Annotated in this window: 18 protein-coding genes and 1 pseudogene; 8 read left to right on the top strand and 11 right to left on the bottom strand. The window is 60.6% G+C overall.

The genetic code is table 11. From position 1 onward, the window contains the following. The first annotated feature begins 255 nt into the window (after positions 1-255). The 3 genes from recO to IG616_RS22495 all read left to right on the top strand — a co-directional run bounded on the left by recO (position 256) and on the right by IG616_RS22495 (position 4069). Entirely contained in the window at positions 256-1035 is a 780-nt protein-coding gene (gene recO, locus IG616_RS22505) for a DNA repair protein RecO (protein WP_192151177.1), read from the top strand. 134 nt (positions 1036-1169) lie between these two features. Further along, a complete protein-coding gene (gene parC, locus IG616_RS22500; RefSeq protein WP_192151175.1) occupies positions 1170-3419 on the top strand; it encodes a DNA topoisomerase IV subunit A in 2250 nt (749 codons plus the stop codon). Positions 3420-3613: 194 nt separating this feature from the next. After that, positions 3614-4069 (top strand): acyl-CoA thioesterase, encoded by a 456-nt coding sequence (locus tag IG616_RS22495; RefSeq protein ID WP_192151173.1) that lies wholly within the window; start codon positions 3614-3616, stop codon positions 4067-4069. 66 nt (positions 4070-4135) lie between these two features. Here the strand turns inward: IG616_RS22495 and smpB are convergent, their stop codons facing one another. Both smpB and dapA read right to left on the bottom strand, forming a co-directional pair. Then, positions 4136-4615, bottom strand: a complete 480-nt coding sequence (smpB, locus tag IG616_RS22490) for an SsrA-binding protein SmpB (protein ID WP_192151171.1) — start codon at positions 4613-4615, stop codon at positions 4136-4138. A gap of 106 nt (positions 4616-4721) precedes the next feature. Further along, on the bottom strand, positions 4722-5600 hold the full coding sequence (gene dapA / locus IG616_RS22485; protein ID WP_192151165.1) for a 4-hydroxy-tetrahydrodipicolinate synthase: 879 nt from the start codon (positions 5598-5600) through the stop codon (positions 4722-4724). 214 nt (positions 5601-5814) lie between these two features. Here dapA and IG616_RS22480 point away from each other — a divergent pair, with 214 nt between their 5' ends. Beyond that, complete coding sequence (locus IG616_RS22480; protein ID WP_192151163.1) at positions 5815-6756, top strand: alpha/beta fold hydrolase; 942 nt, start codon at positions 5815-5817, stop codon at positions 6754-6756. 468 nt (positions 6757-7224) lie between these two features. Here the strand turns inward: IG616_RS22480 and IG616_RS22475 are convergent, their stop codons facing one another. From IG616_RS22475 to parA, 4 genes are all read right to left on the bottom strand, one after another. Next, the gene (locus tag IG616_RS22475; protein WP_192151161.1) at positions 7225-8346 is read right to left on the bottom strand and encodes a porin; all 1122 of its coding nucleotides are present in this window, start codon (positions 8344-8346) and stop codon (positions 7225-7227) included. A 572-nt stretch (positions 8347-8918) separates the two neighbouring features. Further along, a complete protein-coding gene (gene pbpC / locus IG616_RS22470) occupies positions 8919-11063 on the bottom strand; it encodes a penicillin-binding protein 1C (protein ID WP_209008052.1) in 2145 nt (714 codons plus the stop codon). A 14-nt stretch (positions 11064-11077) separates the two neighbouring features. After that, on the bottom strand, positions 11078-16642 hold the full coding sequence (locus tag IG616_RS22465) for an alpha-2-macroglobulin family protein (protein ID WP_192151159.1): 5565 nt from the start codon (positions 16640-16642) through the stop codon (positions 11078-11080). A 138-nt stretch (positions 16643-16780) separates the two neighbouring features. Next, on the bottom strand, positions 16781-17419 hold the full coding sequence (gene parA, locus IG616_RS22460) for a ParA family partition ATPase (RefSeq protein WP_192151157.1): 639 nt from the start codon (positions 17417-17419) through the stop codon (positions 16781-16783). Between the two features lie 161 nt (positions 17420-17580). Here parA and IG616_RS22455 point away from each other — a divergent pair, with 161 nt between their 5' ends. Further along, entirely contained in the window at positions 17581-18549 is a 969-nt protein-coding gene (locus tag IG616_RS22455) for an aldo/keto reductase (RefSeq protein WP_192151155.1), read from the top strand. 408 nt (positions 18550-18957) lie between these two features. Here IG616_RS22455 and IG616_RS22450 read toward each other — a convergent pair whose 3' ends face one another. After that, positions 18958-20178 (bottom strand): lytic murein transglycosylase, encoded by a 1221-nt coding sequence (locus tag IG616_RS22450; protein WP_246476368.1) that lies wholly within the window; start codon positions 20176-20178, stop codon positions 18958-18960. A gap of 243 nt (positions 20179-20421) precedes the next feature. On the opposite strand from IG616_RS22450, the gene IG616_RS22445 reads away from it, so the two are divergent. Beyond that, complete coding sequence (locus tag IG616_RS22445; protein WP_192151153.1) at positions 20422-21015, top strand: L,D-transpeptidase; 594 nt, start codon at positions 20422-20424, stop codon at positions 21013-21015. A gap of 222 nt (positions 21016-21237) precedes the next feature. Here the strand turns inward: IG616_RS22445 and IG616_RS22440 are convergent, their stop codons facing one another. Further along, on the bottom strand, positions 21238-21882 hold the full coding sequence (locus IG616_RS22440; RefSeq protein ID WP_192151151.1) for a TetR/AcrR family transcriptional regulator: 645 nt from the start codon (positions 21880-21882) through the stop codon (positions 21238-21240). A 218-nt stretch (positions 21883-22100) separates the two neighbouring features. Between IG616_RS22440 and IG616_RS22435 the strand changes: the two genes are divergently transcribed. Both IG616_RS22435 and IG616_RS22430 read left to right on the top strand, forming a co-directional pair. After that, positions 22101-22565, top strand: a complete 465-nt coding sequence (locus IG616_RS22435; RefSeq protein ID WP_192151149.1) for a nuclear transport factor 2 family protein — start codon at positions 22101-22103, stop codon at positions 22563-22565. 45 nt (positions 22566-22610) lie between these two features. Further along, complete coding sequence (locus IG616_RS22430; RefSeq protein WP_192151147.1) at positions 22611-23237, top strand: pyridoxamine 5'-phosphate oxidase family protein; 627 nt, start codon at positions 22611-22613, stop codon at positions 23235-23237. Between the two features lie 330 nt (positions 23238-23567). Here the strand turns inward: IG616_RS22430 and IG616_RS22425 are convergent, their stop codons facing one another. From IG616_RS22425 to IG616_RS23250, 3 genes and pseudogenes are all read right to left on the bottom strand, one after another. Further along, complete coding sequence (locus IG616_RS22425) at positions 23568-23936, bottom strand: gamma-butyrobetaine hydroxylase-like domain-containing protein (RefSeq protein ID WP_192151145.1); 369 nt, start codon at positions 23934-23936, stop codon at positions 23568-23570. 405 nt (positions 23937-24341) lie between these two features. After that, entirely contained in the window at positions 24342-25004 is a 663-nt protein-coding gene (locus tag IG616_RS22420; protein WP_192151143.1) for a hypothetical protein, read from the bottom strand. A gap of 538 nt (positions 25005-25542) precedes the next feature. Continuing rightward, positions 25543-25662: pseudogene (locus IG616_RS23250) on the bottom strand (IS110 family transposase); the annotation flags it as partial.

Below are 25662 nucleotides of genomic sequence, written 5' to 3'. Positions count from 1 at the left end.
TACGGAAAGCCGGGACCCATTGTCATGCTCGAAGGATGGCTCCAGTTCCAGGCTATGAGGAAAGGCCTCAATCTCATCCAAAATCACACCCAAGCCAACGAATGAGATGTGTGAATCTAGTAGCCCTCAGGGAGAGGGCTGGGGTGAGGGCCTGCGCTCAGGTGCTTGCCTGAATTGCCGGACTTCTGCACATCGTGCCGTCTTCCATCGACAAGCCGCAGGACAATTGCCCACCGGTGCTGCTAAAACAGCGCCATGGAATGGACCGGTGAAGCAATCGTTCTGACGGCCCGCAGGCTGGGTGAGAGCAACGTGATCCTCGAGATCATGAGCGAAAGCCATGGCCGACACGCAGGCGTGGTGCGCGGCGGGAAATCCCGCCGCCTTCAACCGGCTCTTCAGCCCGGCAATCAGGTGCAGGTGACCTGGCGCGCACGGCTCACCGACCAGATGGGCCAGTTTTCCATCGATCCGGTGAAGTCACGCGCCGCCCAATTGATGGAAACACCGCTCGGGCTCCATTCCGTCCAGCATCTGGCCGGTCTCCTGCGCCTGCTGCCCGAGCGCGATCCCCATCCGCGGCTTTTCCATGCCCTGTCGGTCGTTCTCGACCACATGGACAGCCCGCAGGTGGCTGCCCCGCTCCTGGTCCGCTTCGAGCTGGAACTACTGGCCGAACTGGGTTTCGGCCTCGATCTGACCGCTTGCGCTGCCACGGGCCGCATGGATGACCTTGCCTATGTCTCCCCCAATTCCGGCCGGGCGGTGAGCCGGGAGGCGGGCCTGCCCTATCATGATAGGCTCTTGCCCCTGCCCGGCTTTCTGGTGGAAGGCCAGCGCCAGCAGGGCGGCGAGATCAGCTTTACCGATATTGCGGAAGGCTTCAGGCTGACCTCATTCTTTCTGGAGCGGATCCGCGAGGCCGGGCACGACACCCTGCCTCAGGCCCCGTCACTGTCTCTCCTGCGCGCGCCGGTGCTCAGCGCTGTCGAGAAGGGCTACCGGGAGGCCCAGCCCTGGGATTTCATGACCTGACGATCCGGGCCTGATGATCTGGCCTGACTTTCTGGCGTTCCCGGTCTTTTGAAAACGTGGAAAACCCGCAGAACTCCGCGATTTCCCCTCCCCTCTGATTGTGTCGGCGCCCCAAGCACGTTAGCTCTTGAAGCATGGGAAAAGAAGTAGCTCCGCCAAGCGGCATTGAAGGCATTGAACTCAGGGAAGCGCTGGAAGAGCGTTACCTTGCCTATGCCTTGTCGACGATCATGCACCGGGCCCTGCCCGATGTGCGCGACGGCCTGAAGCCGGTTCACCGGCGCGTGCTTTATGCCATGCGCCTTCTGAAGCTGGATCCGGGATCCGGTTTCAAGAAATGCGCCCGTGTGGTCGGTGACGTGATCGGTAAGTATCACCCGCATGGGGATCAAGCGGTCTATGACGCCCTCGTGCGCCTGGCGCAGGATTTTGCCCAGCGGTATCCGCTGATCGACGGCCAGGGAAACTTCGGCAATGTGGACGGCGATAACGCTGCCGCCATGCGTTACACCGAAGCCCGGATGACCGACACGGCCAAGCGCCTGCTGGACGGCCTGGACGAGAACGCCATCGACTTCCGCGAGACCTATGACGGGGAAGACAAGGAACCGATCGTTCTGCCGGGCGGGTTCCCGAACCTGCTCGCCAACGGCTCATCCGGCATTGCTGTGGGCATGGCGACCTCCATTCCCCCGCACAATGCCTTTGAGCTGTGCGAGGCCTGCCAGCATCTGATCAAGAACCCGGGCTGCGATCCGCTCGAGCTGCTTGACTATATCAAGGGCCCGGATTTCCCGACCGGCGGCCTGCTCGTGTCCGACGAAGGCTCAATCCGCGAAGCCTATGCCACGGGCCGTGGCAGCTTCCGCGTCCGCGCCCGCTGGGAAGTGGAGGACCTTGGCCGGGGCCAGTGGGTCATCGTGGTCACGGAAATTCCCTATCAGGTGCAGAAATCCCGCCTGATCGAGAAGATCGCCGAGCTTTTGACGGCCCGCAAGCTGCCGCTTCTGGAAGATGTGCGCGATGAATCCGCCGAGGATATCCGCGTCGTTCTGGTGCCGCGCTCGCGCAATGTCGACCCTGCCCTGATGATGGAATCCCTGTTCAAGCTGACGGACCTGGAAAACCGGTTCTCGCTGAACATGAACGTGCTGTCCATGGGCAAGGTGCCCATGGTGATGGGGCTGAAGCAGGTCCTGACCGAGTGGCTTGCCCACCGCAAGGACGTGCTGATCCGCCGCTCCGAACACCGGCTCGACCAGATCAATCACCGGCTTGAAGTGCTGGAAGGCTATCTCAAGGCTTATTTGAACCTTGATGAAGTCATCCGCATCATCCGCGAGGAAGACGAGCCCAAGGCCGAGCTGATGCGCTTTTTCGACCTAAGCGATGTTCAGGCCGAAGCCATCCTCAACATGCGCTTGCGGTCCTTGCGCAAGCTCGAGGAAATCGAGATCCGCAAGGAGCACGGCAAGCTCTCGGACGAAAAAGACGAGCTGACCAAGCTGCTGAGCTCCGATGCCCGCCAGTGGACCCGCATCGGCAAGGAAATTGGCGAAATCGCCAAGGCTTATGGTCCGGAAACAGAGATCGGCAAGCGCCGTACCAGCCTGACGGAAGCCCCGGAACACGATCTGGAAGACATCCATCAGGCCATGATCGAGAAAGAGCCGATCACGGTGATCGTGTCCCAGAAGGGCTGGATCCGCGCCCTGAAGGGCCACCAGAGCGATCTCGGCTCTGTCGCCTTCAAGCAGGGCGATGCACTGAAGCTGTCGTTCCATGCGGAAACGACGGACAAGGTGCTGATCTTCACCACCGGTGGAAAGTTCTTCACCCTGGGGGCCGACAAGCTGCCCGGCGGCCGCGGCCATGGCGAACCTATCCGCCTGATGGTGGAAATGGACGAGGCGCAGGACATCGTCAGTGCCTTCGTGCACAAGCCGGGCCGCATGCTGCTGATTGCCAGCGACGAGGCCCGCGGCTTCGTGGTGCCGGAAGAGGATGTGATCGCCAACACCCGCAAGGGCAAGCAGGTGCTGAACCTGACCCTGCCGAATGAGGCCGTGATCTGCGTTGAGGCGGCTGGCGATCAGGTTGCCATCATCGGCGAGAACCGCAAGCTGCTGGTCTTCCCGTTGAACCAGATCCCGCAGATGGGCCGCGGGCGCGGCGTGCGCCTGCAGCGCTACCGGGATGGCCGGGTGTCCGACATCAAGGTGTTCAAGGGCGAAGAAGGCCTGATCTGGACCGACAGCTCTGGCCGCACCTTCAACCGGTCTCTGGAAGAGTTGACCGACTGGCGCGGTGAACGCGGCCAGGCTGGCCGCCTGCCCCCCACCGGCTTCCCGCGTACCAACAAGTTCGGCACGGGCGGTCTATAAGGACCGCCCAAAGCGTCTGCAACTGTGCAGAAAGCAAAGTATACGTGATCCTGCCCCGGAACCGGGGTCTGCGATGAAGTCGGGCAGCAGCATCCTACGCCTTAGGTTTGTCTCGACTGCCCTGGGATGAAGGGTCAATCTAGAGGCTCATTCGAGCGACGTATTATACCTTCCCCGGCCAGGACATTCCCCGCATGACAAGTTTTCCCAAACCGGAGCGCCCGCAACCCTTGCTCCGACCTGCCTTCCCGGTTTTCAGAGATATCCCCACCCGCTGGATGGACGTCGACATTTACGGTCACGTCAACAATGTCCAGTATCTGAGCTTTTTCGACACGGCTGTGAATGGCTGGTATGTGGAACAGGGTCTGCTCGATCCGCGCAGTTCCCCCACAGTGTTTCTAGTGGTGGAAACCGGCTGCCATTATTTTTCGGAACTGATCTTTCCGGAAACCATTCGCGCTGGCATTCGAATCGAGAGAATCGGTTCCTCGTCAGTTGTTTACCAAATCGGCCTGTTTCAGGACGGCAAAGAAAAACCGGCCGCGCAGGGCCGGTTTGTTCATGTGCATGTTGGCCGGGAAACCCGCAGACCCATTCCTATTCCGGCAGAGATGAGAGACAAGCTCAACCTGTTGATCATGGGTTGAAAAGCGGTGAAAACGAAGTGTACAGGGGCCAGATGAACTGTCTTCTGTCCACAAGCCTTCCACAGCTTATCCGAAGGTTTTAAACACCCGGGCCTTTTCCCGCTGCCAGTCGCGCTGCTTCTCGGTTTCGCGCTTGTCATGCAGCTTCTTGCCTTTGGCCAGCGCCAGTTCGATCTTCGCCCGGCCCTGCTCGTTGAAATAGAGCTTCAACGGAACGATGGTCTTGCCTTCCTTCTGGACGGCACCGGCCAGCTTGCCGATTTCGCGCTTGTGCAGGAGCAGCTTGCGCGGGCGGCGCGGCTCGTGATTGAAGCGGTTGGCCTGCAGATATTCCGGAATGTAGACGTTGTAGATCCAGATTTCGCCCTGATACTCGGCGGCATAGGACTCGGCGATATTCGCCTTGCCGTTGCGCAGCGACTTCACCTCGGTTCCCTTGAGCTCGATTCCCGCTTCCAGCGTATCCTCGATCTCGAAGTTGAACCGGGCCTTCCGGTTGTCGGAAATAATCTTCCGACCGGGCGCATCTCCGCGTTTCGGGGCCATTGTCTCTACTCTTCGGTCTTGTCGGTTAAAAACATTGCCCGGCTCGCGACCGGGCCGGGCAATGTGAGTTTAAATAGGCGTTCAAGCCGTGATTTAAAGCCTTGCGTCAGTTCAGCAGCCCGGCATGAGCCATCGCAGAGCGGATTTCCGCCTGGGTGCTTTCAGCAACAGGCACCAGCGGCAGGCGCAGGCTGTTCTCCATCTTGCCGATCAGCGACAGGGCATATTTCACGCCTGCCGGGTTCGGCTCAATAAACAGCGCCTGATGCAGAGGCGCCAGACGGTCCTGGATTTCCAGGGCCGTGGCATAGTCCCCTGCCTTGCAAGCAGCCTGCATGTCTGCACACAGGCGCGGTGCAAGGTTTGCCGTCACCGAGATACAGCCCGTACCGCCATGCGCATTGAAGGCCAGCGCCGTGATGTCTTCGCCAGACAGCTGCACGAAATCCGGGCCGCAATGATGACGCTGCATGCTGGCCTTGGCCATGTTTGCAGTTGCATCCTTCACGCCCTTGATGTTCTTGCAGGTCTTGAAGAGCTCCGCCATCGTTTCCGGCAGCATGTCGATCACCGACCGGCCCGGGATATTATAGATGAAGATCGGAATCCCCACCTCCGCGTCAATGGCTCGGTAATGCGCCTTCAAACCAGCCTGGTTCGGCCTGTTATAATAGGGCGTGACGATCAGCAGACCGTCTGCCCCCGCCTTTTCAGCGAACCTGGCAAGGTCGATCGCTTCAGCCGTGTTGTTGGAACCGGCGCCCGCCATGACAGGCACGCGTCCTCCAGCAGCTTCAACGCACAGCTCAACAATCCGCTTGTGTTCATCGTGGCTCAGCGTCGGGCTTTCGCCCGTGGTTCCCACCGGAACCAGCGCGTTAGAGCCCTCTTTTATCTGCCAGTCGACGAAATCCTGGAACCGTTTCTCATCAAGCGCCCCGTTGGTGAACGGTGTGACAAGCGCTGGAATCGATCCGCTAAACATCTCTGGTTTCCTTAATCGTACTGACAGTTTCCACCCGCCGGCATGGCGGACTGGACCGGCACCATAATCCTCAGAATTGCCCTGAGCAATGGCGAAGTCCTGCGCCAGTTCAGGTTCTTTACAACCACGGCAACCAAGCAACAGAAAGCTGTCTGGCCAGCTGTCAAGCAGCGCAGTAGTCTGACCCGAAACGCCTCATTCAAAGGGTTCCTTCATGTCAGATCAGATACCCCTCAATGCCGCAGGCTCACTTGAAGGCAGATCAAACCGGTTCTGCTGGACAGGCTCCGGGGGACTCATTCTGAGCGGGAGACGCTGGACGCCAAGGTGGGCCGGGACGGATCAAGCGCCAGCTGAATGGGAGCAGGCAGGCAAGCTGCCCCTCCTCTGCCTGCCCGGCCTATCGCGCAACACGAGGGATTTCGACGCGATCGCGAAGGCCATGACTGCCAAAGGCCATCCCGTCATCGCCCTGGATTACCGGGGGCGCGGCTTCAGCTCCTGGACGTCAGACTGGCACAGCTATTCCATTCCCGTGGAGGCAGAGGACATAGCAGCTGCCATCACGCACCTTGAACTGGAGCGCTTCGTTGTCCTCGGCACCTCCCGCGGCGGATTGCATGCCATGGCCATGGCCGCGACGTACGGTCCGGAGCAGATGGCGGGCATGATCCTCAATGACATTGGCCCCGTCATCGAGTTTGATGGACTGAAGCGGATCTCCGGCTCCGTCGGCTCTAAAATGACCTATGAAAGCTTCGATTCTCTCGCTCTCAGCCTGAAATCCGGCCTTGAAGCCCAATTCCCGGATCTTGGCGGCTCTGACTGGTTGCGCCTCGCACAGCAACTGGCCTCGCCTTCGGACGCTGGCATAACGCTGAACTATGATCCAAATCTCGGCAAAACGCTCGAAGGCTGGGACAAAGGCGGCGCCTTTCCGGATCTCTGGCCCCTCTTTGAAGCCTCAAACCGCATCCCCGTGCTGGTGATCCGGGGCGCGCTTTCCGATATTCTGTCCGCTGAAACCGCCCAGACCATGTCTCTCCGGCACCCGGACACAAAACTCATAGAGGTCGAAGGCGAAGGTCATGCCCCTCTGTTGTGGGACGCGATCACCCAATCGGCCATCCTCACCTTCTTGAAACGCCTGATTTGACGGGAGTGCTGATCTTCCGCCGTCACCTCTGTTCTCAAGGGGGATTTAGGGTGTCCAGCCTTTTCTCTCGCCGTCAAGCCATGGCAGGACGAAGATGGAGAGGATGCATCATGCGGAAAGGCTGACTTAGCCAGTTTTCCCGCTCGAAACCTATCAGTTTGTCATTCCTGGCCAAGCGCAGCGCGAGCCGGGACCGGTGATCTACAAAGGCAAATTGTTTCAACAATAAAACTGAGGAGTTCCGGACTCACCGTTCCAGGATCTCCGCTTCGTTGCGTCTTTGCTGTGTCTGGGAAGACGATCACGGGAGCGCGAGAACAAGAAATATTGGCCCGTCAGGACTTAGACCAGAAAGCATTTAAGCTAACTGGCAGCTCCGGTTTCGGAACCAAACGCAATCACCGGCACATGAAAAAAGCCCGGCGTTTCCGCCGGGCTTTCTCATTCAAACCTTAGGAAAGGGTTGAATTAGAAGGTGCGCTGTACGCGAACACCGAAGAGCAGCTCGTCCAGGTCGGCATTGCTGTTCTTGACGTCGGTAGAAGCGTAACCCATGTCAGCACCGATCTGCAGGCCGGAAACCGGTTCCCACTGAACGGAACCGTCGATTGCCCAACGGGTAACGTCGCTGTTGCTGTTAGCAACATCTACGTCGAGGTAGGAGCCGTCCAGAGCCAGACCAACGGTCGAAGTTGCCTTGAAGAACACGCCAGCACCAACGTTCCAACCGGTGTTGGTCTTGTTGCCGTTGTAGTCAGCAAGGCTGGTGCCGAGGTAGCTCAGAGCGCCGTCTGCATAAGCAGCCTGGAACGCAATGTTCGAACCGGAAGACAGCATCGGCAGGTTGATGGTCACGCCACCCTGAACTGCGTAGCCGGTGTGATCCTTGGTGGTGTTAACAGCCGGGTTAACGTGGTGCAGAGCACCAGACAGCTGAGCAGAACCCCAACCCTGGTCAACGCGCAGGTTAGCAACGAGGTCCGGGTAACGGTTGCCGCCGTAAGCGCCGTTTTCACGGAAGTCACCATCTTCAACAGACAGCGTAGCGGAGAAGCCGTTGCCGAAAGCTGCAGTGTAAGCTGCCAGGTTAACGGTGGTGTCGGACCAGTTACGGCCAACAACGCCCATGAATGCCTGACCGGTGAAGTAGTCGAAGAACGACGTAGCATGACCGAAGGTCAGGCCGCCCCACTGGATGAACGCCTTGTCCAGATCGAAGCCTTCGGAACCATTGGTGTTGGTGCCGTAGATCGAGGTGTAGGTGCGCAGCAGACCGAATTCGGTGTTGGTGCGGCTATCGAGGTAGATGTAACCGCGAGCGCGGAAACGGTAACCATCAGAAGCGTGGTTGTTCCAAGCGCTGAGGCCCTTGGTGGTGTCCGCGAAGTTGTTGATCTGGTAGTCAGCGCGGATACGGCCGCCGACGCGCAGGCAGGTGTCGGTGCCCGGGATGTAGTAGAAGCGTGCGCCGTAAGCGTCGCAAACCTTAACGTAGTCAACCGGCTCAGCGGCGACCGGCAGGTCGGCAGCCTGAGCAGAAGTGGCAGCAGCAACAGCGGCGGCGCCGAGCATAAGGCTCTTAAAGTTCATTTCTGACCTCCAAACAGTCATGTTACTGACGACTTCCTCATCTGAGGTCCGGCGCTTGCCGTAGTCATCGTTTCCCCGCGAAATTCTCTGACTTGGCCGCCGGTCGGAGGTTGGACGTCCGAGGCGGGCAAAGCAGCGCGGCCCGAAAGCCGCTCGCAGTTCGAACATACGCATCCGCACCGGCGGCGCAATCTCGAAAAGCGGCAACAGAGCCTCGGGACGGCCTTTCAAAATCCGGTGTTGCCCGAATGTCACAAAATCAGGGGCAAAAGTAAGAATTCGTTAGGAAATGAGGGGCTTGGCGGGGAATTTCGCAGCTCTTGGTGAGACTTCACGCCCATCCAGCTCCGGCCTTAAAACAAGCGGGATGGGCTGATTTCCGCCTGATTCCAGCTTCGATTCGAGTTTTCGTTTCTGCTTCGCCAAAGATCATACCCGCGACCATCGCCCCACCCTTGTGGATCAGGCAGGCTGGACTGTGGGAAAGCCAGTGCAGGAATCAGACTGAACGAATCCCGCACCAGATCTCGTCGGCCCGAATGACGGGGGCTGAGGGAAAGGAATCTGGACGCTTATTTGATGGAAATATCGATCCGGGAGGCCTGACCGTTCGCGTCCAGAACAGAGACGGTTGCGAAACCCTCCCCGTCCGGCGTCCAGACCAGCTCTTTCCGGAACAAGGCCGTTTCGACCGGAGCGCCGTTTACGAACCAGGTGTAAGGGCGCCGTCCGCCTTCCAGCTTCACAATCAGGGTATGCTGCTCTGCCGTCCCGTACCCCAGCCCAAGCTCCACCAAAGCACCGTCTGGCGGATAGGTGATCTTGAGCGGGCGCGATTGCGCGGTGCTTTCCGGCTGGGCAACACGGGCGTGGCGAAGAGGAATCGGCAACTCGCCGGTTGTCATTGCGAGAACGCCCGCCGGGCGGTCCTTCAACGGCTGGCGCTCGCCCTTTAGTCTCTGGAAGGCTTCAAACAGAAGCGGTGCGGCGCTTCCGGCACCCGTCTGCCCTGGAACGGGGGTTCCGTCTGCACGGCCTGTCCACACAGCGATCACATGACGCCCGTCAAAACCAACGGCCCAAGCGTCCCGGTAACCGTAGGACGTGCCGGTCTTGTAGGCGATCTTGGCAGAGCCCGCGGCCCAGGGATGGGGAAGACCTGTCAGAATGTCGCCCACATGCCAGGCGGCGATCGGATCAAGCAAGGGCAACAGGGGATCCTGTCCGCCCAGATCGGCACGAACCGGCAAACCAGCAGCATCCCGGTAGAGACTCAAGGGGCGAATCCGCCCCCCTTCCGCAAGCGCTGCATAAAGCGCCGCCAGATCCTTGAGGCTGAGGCCGAGCCCGCCGAGCCCGATGGCAAGACCGGGCGCCTTGTCACCGGAGAGAACCGGCGACACCCCTGCCCTTTTCATCCGCGCCATCAGCCTGGAAGGGCCCACAGCTTCAAGCAGCTGAATAGCCGGGGTGTTGAGCGACATCTGCAGGGCTTCACGAACCGTGACCCGGCCTTGATAGCCCATGTCGAAATTGGTCGGGCGGTACCCGGCGATGTCGATGGGCCGGTCGTCGACGAAGCTTTCCGGATGAGCAATGCCTTCTTCAAACGCGAGACCATAGATGAAGGGCTTGAGCGTGGAGCCGGGCGAGCGCAGCGCTTCGGTCATATCCACATGGCCGAGGCGCGCCTCATCCAGAAGGCCGGGAGAGCCAACCGAGGCGAGAATTTCCCCCGTCGTATGATCGGCCACCAGCACCGCTGCGGAGATATGAGGCCCGAGGGTCTGCACATGGCGGCGGACAAGGGTTTCAAGCGTGGACTGAAGATCCCGCTCAAGCGTCAGACGGTGGACGGCTGCTCCCGGATTGCCGAGCACGGCTTTGCGCGCTGCATGCGCGGCCAGGAAAGGCATGTCCCGCCGGGCGGTGGGCACACTGTCCTTCTGCGCGGCCTCTGCTTCCTCGGCGCTGATCACACCGGCCCCAACGGCGCGGGCGAGCACCCGGTCGCGGGCAGTTCTCGCGCTTTCATTGAACCGGTCCGGACGGCGGGCTTCAGGCGACTGGGGCAAGGCCACAAGCAAAGCAGCCTCAGCCGGGGTCAGGCGGGACGGCTCCTTGCCGAACCAGACAAGGCTGGCCGCGCGGATACCTTCAAGATTGCCGCCGAAAGGCGCCCTCAGGAGATAGAGATGGAGGATCTCGTCCTTGGAAAAGGTTTCCTCCAGCTTCAGCGCCGTGATGACCTGATCATATTTGGCTTGAAGCGAGCGTGTGGAAACTTCCCTAAGCAGGCGGGCAACCTGCATGGTCAGGGTCGAGCCGCCGGAGACGATCTTGCCAGAGGTCAGCATTTGCCCGGCAGCACGCAGAGCGGCCAGAGGATCGACCCCGTGATGCTCGTAAAAGCGGCCATCCTCATAGGCGAGCAGCATACGGATATAGAGCGGATCGACTTCGGAGAGCTCAACCGGCAGCCGCCACTTGTCATCCGCGCTGGTGAAGGACCGCAGCAGTCTGTCATTCCGGTCGAGAACCACCGGCGACAAGGTGATGCCCGAGGCGCCCGCCAGCGGCGGCAGGCTCGAGACATCATGGGCGATCTTCGCGCCCGCCCCGATGGCCAGCGCGAGACAAAGGACAGAGCCACCGGCGGCATAGCGCATGCGCCGCCGCCAGCTTGCCCGTCTCCCGTCCCGCGCCTTGCCTTTCATCTGGGTGACAGCTCTTAGCGGACCGGTCCGAGAACCGTGAACTGGCCGGTTTCGCCAATGGCATGGCGCTCCGGACGGTACATGTCTTCCACCGTTGCCGGTGGATGAGCATAGGTTCCGGGCGTCACCGCACGGGCCAGATAGACGAAGCTGTGCTCCGACCCGTCCATGCGCGATTCATTGATGGCCACTTCAAAGCTGTCATTGCGGAACTGGGCGTGTTCGGGCTGATCCACAGAGGACAGCCAGTCCAGAGCCGCAATGCTGCCAGAGCGCACCAGCCGCGGGTTGTCGATGGCAAGACCAGCCGGGATCCGGTCGACCACCATCAGACGTCCCGGTACTTCGCTCAGAGCCCGGACGGTAATCACCACGGCAATGCGCGTGTTGACCGGAACCGCACTCGGGTCGACCGGATTGCCGTCGAGATCATAAAGCTGACGCTCGATGGCATAGTCGTGGCCGCCCGCTGGTTCCGGCGTCACCGGCTGACCGGCGACGCTGACCAGAAGATCCGAGGCCGTCTTGCCCTGGTTCTTGATCACTGTGCCGCCGTTTTCCAGGCTTGCCGCATCGAAGGACCAGACCAGCCGCCCATCGGAGCCGGTGCCGTTGACCGAGAGGCTGGTTTCCTGTGCCTTCGCGTTCAGCTCCTGGGCTGCCATCAGCAGCCAGGCCATGTCCTGGGTCGAATAGCTGCTGGAGGTTTCCTGCTCCCGCTGAACGATCTGGCTGGCTTCTTGCTGTTCCGCCTCCAGAGCGGGCGACGCGGCGACATAGGTCAGCACCCCGGCACTGTCGCGCAGTGGCGTGCCATAGTCTTCCCGGTAGTTGCCCGAAGACATCAGATCGAGAGACCGGATCGCGGCGTCAAAGCCGGTCTTCGCACGGGCCTGTTCGCCATAAAGCGAGAGGCTGGCGGCCAGCTGGGCCTTGGCAAGGGGCGTCGCAAACTCGCCGAGCTTGGCATCCAGATAGTAGCGCAGGTCCCCCATGGAGGCCCGGCCATTACGGGACAGGACATAGAGCCCATAGGCAACCGCTTCGCCGCCATTCTGGAAGTCGGACGCATAGGACAGCTGGTTCTCCAGATTGTCGAGCGCCTGGGTAAAGGCCAGATCCGGAACGGAATAGCCCTTTTCCTTTGCCCGCGTCAGGAAGTCCGCCACATAAGCGTCCAGCCAGGGATCGTCGTTGCCATAGCTGTTCCAGAGGCCGAAGGAGCCGTTGGAGGACTGGTTCGCCAGAACCCGGGCGATGGCCTTGGTAACCCGCTCCCGGATTTCCGGATCAGACCCGAGACCCGCCGCACTTGCCACTTCATTGAGATAAAGCAGCGGCAACGCCCGGCTGGTGGTTTGTTCCGTGCAGCCAAAGGGATAACGGTCCAGAGCATCCAGAAGACCGGCAACATCGATCCGGGCAGCTCCGCCCGCCGTCACGGTGACCTTCACCGAGCCGGGACGCAGCCCCTCATAAAGGTCGCGGTCCAGGGTCACGCTGTTTCCCGCATTGAGCGAGAAGAGTGAACGGCGCGTCAGTTCCGGCTGGGTGTCCTTGACCGGCAGCGGCATGCGCTTGACCGTTTCAGACCCATCCGGTGCGGTCAGTGCCGCATAGACCGTGGCCATGCCGGTTTCGCTGCCAGCAGCAAGCGGGACAAGAACACGGGCTTTATTGCCGGGCTCCAGCGCAAGCTGACGGACCTCGGCGGCCCCGTCCCCGAGCGCTGCCGGTCCCTCAACAGACAGGGTCAGGTCATACGTTCCGGCAGCCCCATCCACATTGTCGATCTCCAGCTGCATGCGGGACGTGTCGCCCGGCGCAAGGAAGGCCGGGAGGCTGGAGGTCATGACGACCGGCGCGCGCACCTCGACATCGGCAACCCCGTGGCCAACACCCTTGGCCGACCAGGCCACAGCCATGATCCGGACCTTGCCGTTGAAGGCTGGAATATCGAAGCTGACGGTCGCCTTGCCCTCATCGTCCACCTTGATAAGGCCGGAGAACAGTGCCAGAGGCTCTTCTTCCGGCGGTGGAGCGTTCAGACGCATGGCGCTGGCATCGCCGCCAGAGCGGACCTTGCCGGGCGTTCCCGCTGTCCGGTCGATCAGCTGGCCATAGAGGTCGCGCATCTCGGCGCCCAGACGGCGCTGGCCGAAATACCAATCTTCCGGCGCGGGCGGCTCGAAACCGGTCAGGTTCAAGATCCCCACATCCACGGCAGCCAGCGTGACATAGGCTTCCTCGCCAGCCGCCAGATTGGCAATGCGCAGCGGCACCTCCAGCGTGGTCGACGGCAGAATGTGATCCGGCGTGTCCAGTTGAACGTCAAGATCCCGGTCACCCGGTTCCACCTGAAGCCAGGTCAGGCCAACTGAGCGGCTGGGCATCCGGCTTTCCGCCAAATCCATCGGACGGTAGAGGCTGGCCGTGACATAGGCCCCTGCCCCCCAGTCGTCGGTCACCGGCAGAGACACTTCCGCCGTGCCCGCTTCGACCGTCACCGTACGCGAGCTGATCAGGCCGCCGGAGACAACATTCACGACAGCAATGCCGCCTTCCTGGGACGCAAGCCGCAGCACGGCGGTTTCACCGGCACGGTAGGTCTTCTTGTCGAGCCCGACATCCAGATAATCCGGCGTCTCGGACGTGGCATCCGCAGTGTACCAGCCGGCGGAAAACTCGACGCTGGTGGCTGTCGGCATGTCGCCCCGCGCCTGGATTTCCAGGCGGTAGCGGCCCCAGTCGACCGGTAGGGCCAGTCGGGCGGGCTCGCCAGCAACCAAATCCAGATTGCCATTGGCAACGCGGGACGTGGACGTGATCGGTTCATAAGACCAGGAACCGTCACTGCGGTACCACTGGTAGCGGCGGTTGATCTTAGACAGGGACCAGGCGAGACCGTCGGCTGCGATGGTCTTGCCTTCCGCATCCACCAGGATCACCTGGAATTCGGCCTGACCGCCTTCATCCACGCCGCCATCGAACAGCGGACGGATGCCGACACGCGGTCCATCAGCCGTGACCGGCAGCTCCAGACGGCGCTCGACATAGCGCCCTCCGGCCTCAACCAGACGGGCAACCAGCTGTCCTTTATAAAGAGCGGTGGTTTCCTGCAGCTCGGGCAAGGTGACATTGAAGCTCAGTTTGCCTTCGCTGTCGGTCACAAGACCGCCCGGAAGACTGTCGCGGGACGGATAGGTTTCGCTGTCGGCAAGGCCGAAGACATAACCTGGACGAGCCGCAAGGCTGCGCACCGGGGTGACAATGATGTCGCCTTCAAGGCTCTGGCCGCTGGCCGGAGAGCCATAGAGGAACCGGGCCTCGAGAGATACGGGCGTCGGTGCCTGACGGTCGAAGGCCTTTGCTTCGGTTTCCAGCGCGAAATCCACACGCTCCGGCTGGTAGTCCTCAACGAGGAAAGTCGCCTGAGAAAGGGGCGCGCCCTTCGGGTCGGCATAGACCTCCCAGGACCAGACGCCCTGCTGGACGCCCGCATCCAGCGGAAGATCAAGAAGATAGCCGCCAAGCCCCTGATCCTGAACCACCTGACGGGAATGCTCGACCCCGTCCGGACGGATGATCTTGAAGGTCAGCGGCAAGCCTTCCTGCGCCACGGCCTTGGCCGTGCGGATCATGGCCTGGGCATGAACGGTCTCGCCGCCCTTGTAGATGCCACGGTCGGTCCAGGTGAAGACATCAAGCGGACCCGGCGCCGGACGGCCTTCGACACCCCGGTCTGAAAGATCAAAGGCGGGCTTGCGCAGATCCAGGAAGGAGTAGTCCCCCTCAGCGGTTTCCGCGGTCACCAGCCCGGGCGCCATGCCGCCCCGGCCACGGGTGAGACCGGCGGCAAAGCGTGCGAACCCATCGCTGCCACTCGTGGCTTCGCCGAGGATCTCATTGTTGATGGCGACCAGACGCACAGTCACGCCTTCGAGAGCCTTGGCGCTGTTGAGAGAGCGGACATTGACCGCAATCCCATCAGAGGCACTGAGCGAGGTCAGACCCAGGTCGGAGACGATGAACCACTGGGTGGCTTTCGCGCCCCATTCATTCGTGTCCAGTTCGGAGCGGGCCGTCATCACATAAACGCCCGGCTTCATCTCGATGCCGAGTGCCTTGAAGGGAACGGCGGTGGTCACATCTTCATTAAGGCGGTTTTCCGTCTCGACAGTTCCGCTCCAGACCTTTTCGCCCTGCTCTTCCGTGATCTGACCGCTTTCATAGGAGGAAAGCTGGCTGAGGAAACGTCCTTCACGGATGGCACCGGCCAGGGACCGGTCGCCAATGCGGAAGACTTCGGCCTTCACATTCGCGGTGTTGACGGACACGACAGGAATGGTCGGCTCGCCGCCGGAGGGCAGAACATAGGCCCGGCCAAGGAAATGCACCGCCGGGGACCGGTCGCGGACATAGATGTTCAGGTCGGAGGATTTCTCCAGAACCTCGCCATCGGCTGCAGGAAGACCCGAACGGACGGTGATCTGATAGCGCTCGCCATGCTGAACGCCATCGGCGCAGACCTGAGCATCACCGGTTTCGACCGAAACGGAGCCCTTGCCGGTCACGGAGACATAGGGAGACATGTCCTCGCCCTTGGGCAAGGTATCGGACAGAACGATGCAGATCCGCGGCGCGGCAGCATCGGAATCCACCTGATGGTCGACAATGCGGAAGCCATAGTTGCTCACCGCATCGTCATAGCGGTTGCGGACGGCGTCGCTGTCGTTCAGCGCAAGGGACGCCCGCCAGGACTTGATGGCAACCTTCCAGAGGTTTTCCCGCGACAGGGCGGTTCCCAGAAGATCAAGGGAGCGGGCACGCTCATGAGGCTCGACCGAGCGCAAATAGGCATTTATCGAGGCCGACAGCGCTTCCTGCCGCTTGCGCTCGCGCTCGTTCCAGTCATCCGGGTTCTGCTGAACCAGGGCAACGGTCAGCCCTTGCCAGGCATCCAGATCGGACGGGGCCAGGGACAGCAGCGAGATCAGACGGGATTCGGCGGCGGCGAAATTGCGGCCCGCCATCGCCTGGGCAGCTTCATCGCGCAATTGCTGGACGGTGCGGCCGGCCGGATCGCCGTCCTGCTCCACCTTCTTGGCGTAAGTGGTTGCCGCTTCAAACTGCGGCTTGGTCAGGAAGGTCAGTTCGGCCTTGCGGTCCGTTTCCTGATTGGGCCGGTTCTGGGCCACTTCAACAACACGGCCCGCAATGGCCCCGTTGAAGCTCTGAAGCTGGCCATAGTCGGACTTCAGAAAGCACCATCCGGCAGAGGTGTTGAAGGTAAAGGCGCGGCACTGGTTGTCGCCGAGGCAGGCCAGCTTGCAGCCGTCCAGATCCACGTTCTTGACCGTGCGATAGTCAGAACCAAAGAAGTCGGCATCATCGATCGTGACGATGCGCCGGTCCTTCCCGGACTGCTGCGCGCTGACTGGCGAAAGGACCGCTGCGCCGAACACTGCGGCGGAAACCACCGCCAGGGCAAAACCGGCCCGCCAGCCGGCGGATCTCTTGCGGTTTGGCTGTTCTGCTTTGGTAAAATGGCTCAAAAGGTTCGTGGCGCGGACAAACATGACGCCCTCCCAGACTGAATAAAAAATACTGACGTCACGGAACACGAGAATGCGGCACGGCTCAAGACGAAAAGTTCCCGCGTTGCGGAAAACCCTTTCGCAATGCCACCAGAGCGAGTCTGCTTCTATGCGGCCAAATCAGATCTTGCTGATCAGTTCCGCAATCATGGCGCTGACCTCCGCAGCAGCCTTTCCGGACGCATCCGTTTCAAGGACCGTGCGGCCGCTGCCCATGGAGGCGGCATAGGCCGTCCGGTTGCCAAGGCGGGCAGACAGGGCCTCATACCCGGACTGCCCCATGGCCTGCGCCATTTCCAGGGTGAGCGCGGCCCTTGGCGGCACCCGGTTGAGCACCAGGATGGCGGGCGTGTCCTCACGGGCAGCAAGCTGGATGGTCTGGCTGGTCGCCCAAAGATCCACCGGCGTCGGCTGGATCGGCACCACAACGAGATCCGCCGCATCAATGGCGGGTTTGGCATCCACATCGGTTTTCGGCGGCGTGTCGATGATCACATAGGCATGATCGCGCGCCAGCGACCGCGCCTCCCGGCGGGCGCCCCAGCCAGAGGCGGTGCGGAAGACAAGACCGGTCTCATCCTCGCCCAGCATCTGTTCACGGGCCTCGAACCAGGTTCCGAGCGAGCCTTGAGGATCCACATCAAGAATGGCCACCGGGCGTCCGGTCTGCCGGGCAAGACCGACAGCGAGATGCGCGGTGAGCGTTGTCTTGCCGGAGCCACCTTTTTGCTGCGCAACCGTGAGTATTCTTCCCGACATCCGGCGTCTCCTGTTCCTCAACGCATATTGCGCCGCAATAGAGCCGCTGACAACAGGTGACGCAAGGGGACAAACAGCTATGACGGATTCAGCACTGGACGAGGAAGGCCGTATCCGGTCTTCTGTGCCCTGGTTCTATAAAGAGGATCTGGGAGAAACTCATGAAACTCAAACCTTTGGGCCGGACGGGCGTGCAGGTTTCGCAGCTTTGCTTCGGCACGATGTCCTTCGGCGGAGATGCGGATGAGGCAACTTCCGGGCGGCTTTACGGCGCTTGCCGTGACGCAGGCATCAACTTCTTCGACTGCGCGGATATCTATTCCGGAGGGGCAGCAGAAACCATTCTCGGCAAGCTGATCGCCCATGAGCGGGACGAGCTGGTCATCACGTCAAAAGTGCATGGCAAGACCGGTCAGGATGCCAATTCCGGCGGCACCAACCGCCGCCACGTGGCACGCGCCGTCGAGGCCAGCTTGAAGCGGCTGAACACCGACCGGCTGGACGTCTATTTCGTTCACCAGTTCGATCCTTCGCTTCCCATTGAGGAAACCTTGCGCGGGCTTGAGGATGTGGTGCGCTCCGGCAAGGTGCTTTACATCGGCGCCAGCAATTATGCCGCCTGGCAGGTGGCCAAGGCGCTTGGCATCAGTGAACGGAAGGGCTGGAGCCGGTTCGACGTGCTGCAGCCTATGTATAATCTGGTCAAGCGCCAGGCCGAGGCGGAGATCCTGCCGCTTGCGAAGTCGGAAGGCCTTGGGGTCATCTCCTACAGCCCGGTTGGCGGCGGCCTCCTGTCCGGCAAGTTCCGGCCCGGTGTGAAGCCTGAAGGGGCGCGCCTGTCGCAAAACAGCATGTATGCCGCCCGCTATGGCGAGGACTGGGTCTATGACGTGGCCGAGCGTTTCACCGTTTTTGCGGATGAGATGGGCGTTCACCCGGTCTCTCTCGCGGTCGCCTGGGTTGGAGGCCATGAGGCCGTCACCGCGCCGATCATCGGCGCGCGGAACCCGGAGCAGCTGGCACCCGCTCTCAAGTCTGTTGAGATCGATATGACGGCAGAGCTGCGCAAGGAAATCGCCAGCCTGTCCCGCACCCCGCCCCCGGCCAACGACCGGCTGGAGGAGCAGTAAGCTTCGGCAAGTATGCCCCCTCACCCTGACCCTCTCCCCGGCGTGGAGAGGGGATCTGCTCAGGCGGGTGGAGGGGCGGAGTTCTGACAAAAAAGGTAAAGGGTCTTGGAGCCTCCGAGGTTGATGACAAACCTAAGGGTTCAGGATTTTTCTCCGCGCCGTCCCGGCCTTGAGCCGGGACCTGTCTAAAAACCCTATTTCTTTCAATAGAATAAATAGAAGATAGATCCCGGATCTTCGCTTCGCTACGTCCGGGAAAACGCAGTGGTGGGGTTTGTCATCAGTCTGAAAGCTCTTGGAGCCTTCTTCGCCTTCACAAGCATAGCCGTATCCCTCGCACCTCTCCCCCTCGCACCTCTCCCAAGCCTGGGAGAGACCGGCGCACAGCGCCGGGTGAGGGCTCGCCTCTTATTTCCCGCCGAGCGCCATATAGACCTTGTAGGCGGGACGTCCCGTGACAGGCAGTCCGTGGCGGGCCTCGGCCTGTTCGATGGCCTTGCGCGTTGCCGGCCCGACCTTGCCGTCGGGCTCGCCGACATTGAAACCGTTGCGGTTCAGAAGATGCTGAAGTTCCAGCCGCTGGGCCCGGGACAGACCCGGATCATCCGTCGGCCAAGGCGCCTGGAAGGGCTTGCCGCCCTTCACCAGTTCCGACAGGAGCGCGATGGCGAGGCCATAGGACTGGGAGGCATTATAGGAGCGCAAAGCATCAAAGTTCCGGGTCACCAGAAAGGCTGGCCCGTTCTCTCCTGCCGGGCGGATCAGCCCGGTTTCCAGACCTCCGCTCAAGCCCTTGCCGTCAATCCGGGTCAGCCCGCGCTTGGACCATGTGGTCAGGTTTGCCCGTTTGGTGCGCCCCTCCGGACCGTCATAACCATCAGGCACCTTCACCTCAATGCCCCAGGGGCGGGAATTGCTCCAGCCCGCATCCTTGAGGAAATTCGCCGTCGAGGCCAGCGCGTCCGGAACGGAATTCACCAGATCCCGGTGGCCGTCGCCGTCAAAATCCACCGCAAGACGGTTGTAGGTCGTGGGCATGAACTGGGTCTGGCCAAAGGCACCCGCCCAGGAGCCGACAAAGCCTTCCGCAGGCACATGGCCGGCGGAGGCGATCTTCATGGTGGTGATCAGCTCGCCCTTGAAATATTTGGCGCGCTTGCCGCCCGCGCAGGCGAGGTTCGCCAGGGCATGGGGCGTGTAGAAATCGCCCCGGAACTGGCCGTAATCGCTCTCGATGCCCCAGACGGCCAGCACCACATGCCGGTCGACGCCATAGCGCTTTTCGACTGACGCCAACGTCTTGGCGTGCTTCTTCAAGAGGGCCTTGCCGTCCTTGATCCGCTGTTCATCGACGAGGAAAGCCATGTAATCCCAGATCGGCGTTTCATATTCCGGCTGGGAGGAGGAAAAACGGATGACCTTCTCGTCGAATTTTGCGCCGTCCAGCATGCGGGCTGCCACCTGCGGCGACACGCCTGCGGCGACCGCTTCCTGCTTCAAACCCGATACGCACCGGTCGATGGAGGATGCCTGCGCTGCCTCCGCGCTGGCAAATGCCGCGAAAGCTGCCGTCACTGTTCCCAAGGCTTGCCGCCTGCCAAACATGGTCATCCCCTTAATCTGGTCCATTTGAAGGTGATTCTGTCACGCTCTGGCGCCGCAATTGGGGCAGAACGAAGTCATCCACGGCTTTCATACGCTTTTCCTGAGGCCAGCTGTGTTCTTGAGCGGCGACCTCACGATTCCGTGACTGAAAAGAACTTCGAACCGGGCGCTCTCAATGTTAATATTGTCTCAATATGACACCCCTAATCTGGAGTGAGTATTTTTTTGACCAACTTGTAATATCGATCACTTCAGGAGACTTCCAGAATGCGGAAAGGTCTAGTCGCAGCCGCTATTCTTGCTTTGGCTGCCATGACAGCCACTGCCAGCGCCAATCCGGGTGGCCAGTTCTTTGATCCCAATACCAAGAAGTGGGTGGATTTCGGGCCCGGTTACGGCGGCAAGTCTCCGATCAAGCGGCAGACCGTCCGCTATGACGGCCCATATTCCGCAGGCACCATTATCGTCGACACGACTGAGCGCCGCCTCTACCACGTGCTGCCTGGCGGCAAGGCGATGAAATACGGCATCGGCGTCGGCAAGCAGGGCTTCCAGTGGTCAGGCACCCACCACATCACCCGAAAGGCGGAATGGCCTGGCTGGACCCCGCCGCCGCAAATGCGCGCCCGTGAGCGGGCCAAGGGCCGGATCCTGCCGGCGCATATGGTCGGCGGCCCGAACAATCCGCTCGGCGCCCGCGCCATGTATATCGGTTCGACCCTGTACCGCATCCACGGCACCAACCAGCCCTGGACCATCGGCAGCGCCGTTTCCTCCGGCTGCATCCGCCTGGCCAATGAGGACGTGATCCACCTCTACAACCACGTCCAGGTCGGCTCGAAGATCATCGTGAAGCGGTAAGCTTGGATTTGTCCGAAAATGTTGAGTGGCCAGCGCCCGGACAGATGAAAAGACCACGGTTGCAGAAACTTTCTCCAGGCTGTCCCGGCCTTGAGCCGGGACCCGCTTTAATACACGTTCCCTCCAATATGATAGGCAGATGAGAGATCCCGGATCTCCGCTCCGCTTCGTCCGGGAAAGCGCTGTGGGGAGGTTTTACCATCAAAACCCGCGTGACTCCCCTTAAGCCGGGTCACCACATAATGGCTGGCACCCTGGCTTCCGCTCCGCGTGCAACTCGTCAGAACGCTCCGAGGTCGCGCAACTCCCCAGCGCCTGCGCCAAGAGCCCCTTTGCAGCAGACTTCGCCGCGCCTGCCGGATCCGGATCAAAGCCCATGTGGGCCGCCACGATCGCCCCTTCCTTCAGGATAAGCAGCTGACGGGCCAATAGGTTAGGATCGGCAGCCCCCGCCGCCCTCGCGATGGCTTCAAGACCCTTTTTCAGGAGCCGCTTGTGCTCTGCGGACTGGGCGTGGATCGGATGCCCCTCCTCCGGATATTCGCCCGCCGCCTTGATGAACAGGCAGCCGCGGAAATCCGGCTCGGCAAACCACTCTTCCAAGGCGTCAAAGACTGCAATCAACTGCCCGGCAGGTGACGGAGACAGGTCCGCGATCCGCCGCATCAGCCAATTGCGGAAGTTCTCGTCGCGCAGGCGCAGAACCGCCAGGATCAGCTCTTCCTTGGTGCGGAAATGCTTGAACATGGTGGTCTTGGAGATGCCCGTCTCTTGCACCAGCGTGTCCATGCCGGTGGCATGGAATCCGTCCCGGTAGAAAACAGTCAGCGCTTTGCGGACGAGTTCGTCCCGTTTGCTAGGTCTCATATCTTCATTCCAAACTGATCAGTACAGTTATCAAGTCAGCCAGCCTTTGGCAAGAAGGGCTTTTTTTCTGTGGTGAATCCTCACCTTGAGCGAGACCAAATCGATCCCGGCACCTCCAGACGGAAAAAACTTGCGGGCTCACCAATTGACAAACTGTACAGATCTGTCCACTTATAAGCAATCAAACTGAACAGATCTGTTCACATAAGGAGCCTGCCATGTCCCGCCCGCCGCTGCCACCCTTCACCGAGGAAACCGCCCGCCAGAAGGTTCGTGCTGCCGAAGACGGCTGGAACAGCCGCGATCCGGGCAAAGTCACCCTTGCCTATACGCCGGACAGCCAATGGCGGAACCGGTCTGAGTTTCCGAGGGGCCGGAGCGAGATCGAGGCCTTTCTGGCGGCCAAGTGGGAAAAGGAACAGGACTACCGCCTGATCAAGGAGCTTTGGGCCTTTACCGGCAACCGGATCGCCGTCCGCTTTGCCTATGAATGGCGGGACAAGGCGGGCCAGTGGTACCGGTCCTACGGCAATGAAAACTGGCAATTCGACGCCGACGGTCTGATGGAGTTGCGCTACGCCAGCATCAATGATCTCGCGATTTCAGAGGACGAGCGCCTGTTCCACTGGCCGCAGGGCCGCCGTCCGGACGATCATCCGGGCCTGTCCGACCTCGGTCTCTGACAGCTCCCCGGAGCGCCAGAACAGGAACCAGAAAAGGAGCCAGCCATGTCTCAAGGTCTCGCCGCTATTGCCTTCACCCCGGCCGTAAGGGCCCGCCAGGAAGAGGAAGGCGCCAGCGAACTTTACGCACAGAGTACCTATTTCGTCCCGGGCAAGCCGGAAATCGGCCTCCCCGAGCGAGAGTTCATCGAGGCGCGCGACGGGTTCTACCTGTCGACCGTATCCGAGACGGGCTGGCCCTACTCCCAGTTCAAGGGCGGCCCACAGGGGTTCTTGAAGGTTCTGGATCGCCACACCCTTGGCTATGCGGAATTCCGGGGCAACCGGCAATATATCTCGTCCGGCAATCTCACCGTGAACGACCGGGCCTTCCTGTTCCTGATGGATTATGCCAACCGGCGCAGGATGAAGGTCTGGGCAAAGGTCCGGGAACTGCCGCTTACCGGTAATGAGGATCTGGCAGCCAGATTGATCCCGGACGGCTACCGCGCCCTGCCTGAACGGCTCGTGGTTCTGGACGTGGAGACCTATGACTGGAATTGCCCCTCGCATATTCCGCAGAAGGTTAGCCGCCAGGCCGCCGAAGCGCAGATTTCCCGGCTCCTGCTGCATATCCGCCAGCTGGAAGAGGAAAACGCCGAGCTGAAGTCCTTCCTTGCACCGGGAGAGTGAACGCGGCACAAGGCTGCAAGGATCACCTAGCCTTTAAGCCTCAGCCCCCGGCTGCGTCCAGCCAGCTGACGATTGAGAGTTTTCGGGCTGGAGAACTGGGTAAGTCCTTCATTTGCATGAGAAACCCTCTCCGCCGTCGTCATGCCATGGCTAGACCATGGCATCCATGCCGTAACCTTACCCCACAGAAAAGCTGTGCTTTCAGGAGGCGGAATGGCATGGATTCCGGGTCAAGCCCGGAATGACGGCAAGTGGAAAGGCTTGTTCCCCTTTCCACCACTGGTGAGAACAAAGTTGCAGACAAACGGTTGCGTTTGTCTGCCCCCCGCCTCAGCGCTCGCGGCTGAGGCCCTTTTCCTGAAGGTCCCGGAGATATCCCCCCCAGTGCTTATCCTTCTCATGAGCAAGCTCCAGGAAATAGGTCCAGGTGAAGATGCCGCTGGAGTGCATGTCGTCGAAATGGATCCGCACGGCGTAATTGCCCACCGGATCGATCCCCATGATCTCCACATTGCTCTTGCCCGGAACGGTCTTCTTCTCGGAAGGATTATGCCCCTGAACCTCGGCGGAGGGTGAACAGACCCGCAGATATTCGGCGCTGTAATCGTGGGTCTCGCCATTGTCGAAGCCAACGGTCAGGGTCTTCTTGTCGGACTTCAGCCGGATTTCAACCGGCCATGCCTTTTGCGCGTCGCTCACGTCTCATTCTCCGGGCAGCAAGAACCCGTGACCATAAGCGTGTGGCCTCAAAGATCAAGACGGGGATGAGCGGCAAGCACGAACTGGTATTGTTCCGAACAGGATACCCTCCCTGAACCCAAAGCCCGCTGCCGTTCCCATTTAGGCCATTATGCCCGGAGAGGTCACGGCGTGGATGCCATGGTCAAGCCATGGCAGGACGACGGAGGCGAGCGCCAAGACCCCGTTTCTTCCGCCTTTACCTGCCGCCAGACCGATCCTCCCGGCAGCCACAATCTACCCGTATTCGTCACCCCATGGCTCGACCATGGGGTCCATGCCGTTTCCTGTCTGCATCCAAAAGGCGACTGGGATTGCGATAGAGGGAGGGACCCGCAGGAGCCGGGAAGCAGCTGGATTCTCAAGTCAATCCGCGACGACAGAACACCGCATCAGGCGCCAGTCCCTGGCGAGCGCGCGTTTGCTGAGGGCCTTTTTCAGCCGGTTGCTGATAAAGAAATCGCCATAGATCGACTTATCCCACCAGATGTCAGGACCAGCGAGCGCCCCGGTGGAGAAGAACAATTGCGGCTTTTCCGGTTGCCCGAGTGAAATCTTCCATGGCTTTAAAGATGATATGAGTTTGTAGCCCTCAAACAACTCAGGCAGAAACGCATCCTTCCTGTTGCCCTGGCTCAGATAGAAAAACTCTCCCGGCATGGGTGTCGTCCGGTCCGGATGCCAAAGGCGGACGGGATAGAGCGCACCTTCGCCGATGTCGAAACTCCGCAAAACCTCTGCACTTTCTCCAGACAGCATGACGAAGCCATTGCTGAAAATCTGAGGCACACGTCGTTTGTGAGGAGTTGGATAAAAGCCTGGGTGAGGATAGAGATCTCTAGGGAAACAATCTTGCGGCAAAAACCATCCGACTTTGGTCTGCCTCATAGACTTCAAGATATGTTCCGGTGTCTTCCCTCCGGCGTCCAGCGTTTCAATTGCTCGCCATGCACGACCGTTTCGCGGATCCGCATGCCCATACACCAGCCAGATGCAGTCATCAGTCCCGATAGTCTTTGCCTCGCCCATCACGCTGTCCGCCCTGCTTGAACTGCCCCAAGTTTCGGACCTCTTCAGTGCAATGCAGAACGTGCAAAATCAAGCACCACCAATCAACTCATGATGCCCGGAGAGGTCACTGCATGGGTGCCATGGTCAAGCCCAATGCTGTCCGGTTTACGTACCGGGATTGCATCCAAGACGATGAAATCAAAGTTGATTTCCGACTCAAAGCTGTATGAGACGCGCAAGCGGCGCGGCGGACGCCCGTCTCCCCCCTTGCGGGGGAGATGTCAGCGAAAGCTGACAGAGGGGGGGGGTAAGGCTTCCGCATATTCAGCAAAAGCCGCAATGTTCCGAGGGACTTATACCCCCCTCTGCCCCCATTCGGGGGCATCTCCCCCACAAGGGGGGAGACGGGAGCAAGTCCAACCGTCTCGAAATCCAATGACGCCCCTCCAAACCGGACAGCAGTGGGTCAAGCCATGGCATGACGACGACGGAGAGGATCTTCTCGGGAGGAAAAGCGGACTTAGGCGTTTTCCTGCCCGCCCCCCTCAATTCGTCATCAACTCTGTTTTGCGATGTCATCTCTGATTCTGGCATTGAGGATGACGATGATCTTGCGCATGAGAGCCGAGATGGCAACGATTGGCTTTTTGCCGTTCTGTATAAGCCGTTGATAGAA

Source organism: Roseibium litorale (assembly GCF_014842915.1).
In the GTDB taxonomy this organism is placed as follows: domain Bacteria; phylum Pseudomonadota; class Alphaproteobacteria; order Rhizobiales; family Stappiaceae; genus Roseibium; species Roseibium litorale.
This window is presented reverse-complemented; position numbering and strand designations above follow the sequence as displayed.

Bases quoted from the DNA above. Each gene is read 5' to 3' on its own strand.
- recO (WP_192151177.1), top strand. From the start codon at position 256: ATGGAATGGACCGGTGAAGCAATCGTTCTGACGGCCCGCAGGCTGGGT.
- parC (WP_192151175.1), top strand. From the start codon at position 1,170: ATGGGAAAAGAAGTAGCTCCGCCAAGCGGCATTGAAGGCATTGAACTC.
- IG616_RS22495 (WP_192151173.1), top strand. From the start codon at position 3,614: ATGACAAGTTTTCCCAAACCGGAGCGCCCGCAACCCTTGCTCCGACCT.
- smpB (WP_192151171.1), bottom strand. From the start codon at position 4,615: ATGGCCCCGAAACGCGGAGATGCGCCCGGTCGGAAGATTATTTCCGAC.
- dapA (WP_192151165.1), bottom strand. From the start codon at position 5,600: ATGTTTAGCGGATCGATTCCAGCGCTTGTCACACCGTTCACCAACGGG.
- IG616_RS22480 (WP_192151163.1), top strand. From the start codon at position 5,815: ATGTCAGATCAGATACCCCTCAATGCCGCAGGCTCACTTGAAGGCAGA.
- IG616_RS22475 (WP_192151161.1), bottom strand. From the start codon at position 8,346: ATGAACTTTAAGAGCCTTATGCTCGGCGCCGCCGCTGTTGCTGCTGCC.
- pbpC (WP_209008052.1), bottom strand. From the start codon at position 11,063: ATGAAAGGCAAGGCGCGGGACGGGAGACGGGCAAGCTGGCGGCGGCGC.
- IG616_RS22465 (WP_192151159.1), bottom strand. From the start codon at position 16,642: ATGTTTGTCCGCGCCACGAACCTTTTGAGCCATTTTACCAAAGCAGAA.
- parA (WP_192151157.1), bottom strand. From the start codon at position 17,419: ATGTCGGGAAGAATACTCACGGTTGCGCAGCAAAAAGGTGGCTCCGGC.
- IG616_RS22455 (WP_192151155.1), top strand. From the start codon at position 17,581: ATGAAACTCAAACCTTTGGGCCGGACGGGCGTGCAGGTTTCGCAGCTT.
- IG616_RS22450 (WP_246476368.1), bottom strand. From the start codon at position 20,178: ATGGACCAGATTAAGGGGATGACCATGTTTGGCAGGCGGCAAGCCTTG.
- IG616_RS22445 (WP_192151153.1), top strand. From the start codon at position 20,422: ATGCGGAAAGGTCTAGTCGCAGCCGCTATTCTTGCTTTGGCTGCCATG.
- IG616_RS22440 (WP_192151151.1), bottom strand. From the start codon at position 21,882: ATGAGACCTAGCAAACGGGACGAACTCGTCCGCAAAGCGCTGACTGTT.
- IG616_RS22435 (WP_192151149.1), top strand. From the start codon at position 22,101: ATGTCCCGCCCGCCGCTGCCACCCTTCACCGAGGAAACCGCCCGCCAG.
- IG616_RS22430 (WP_192151147.1), top strand. From the start codon at position 22,611: ATGTCTCAAGGTCTCGCCGCTATTGCCTTCACCCCGGCCGTAAGGGCC.
- IG616_RS22420 (WP_192151143.1), bottom strand. From the start codon at position 25,004: ATGGGCGAGGCAAAGACTATCGGGACTGATGACTGCATCTGGCTGGTG.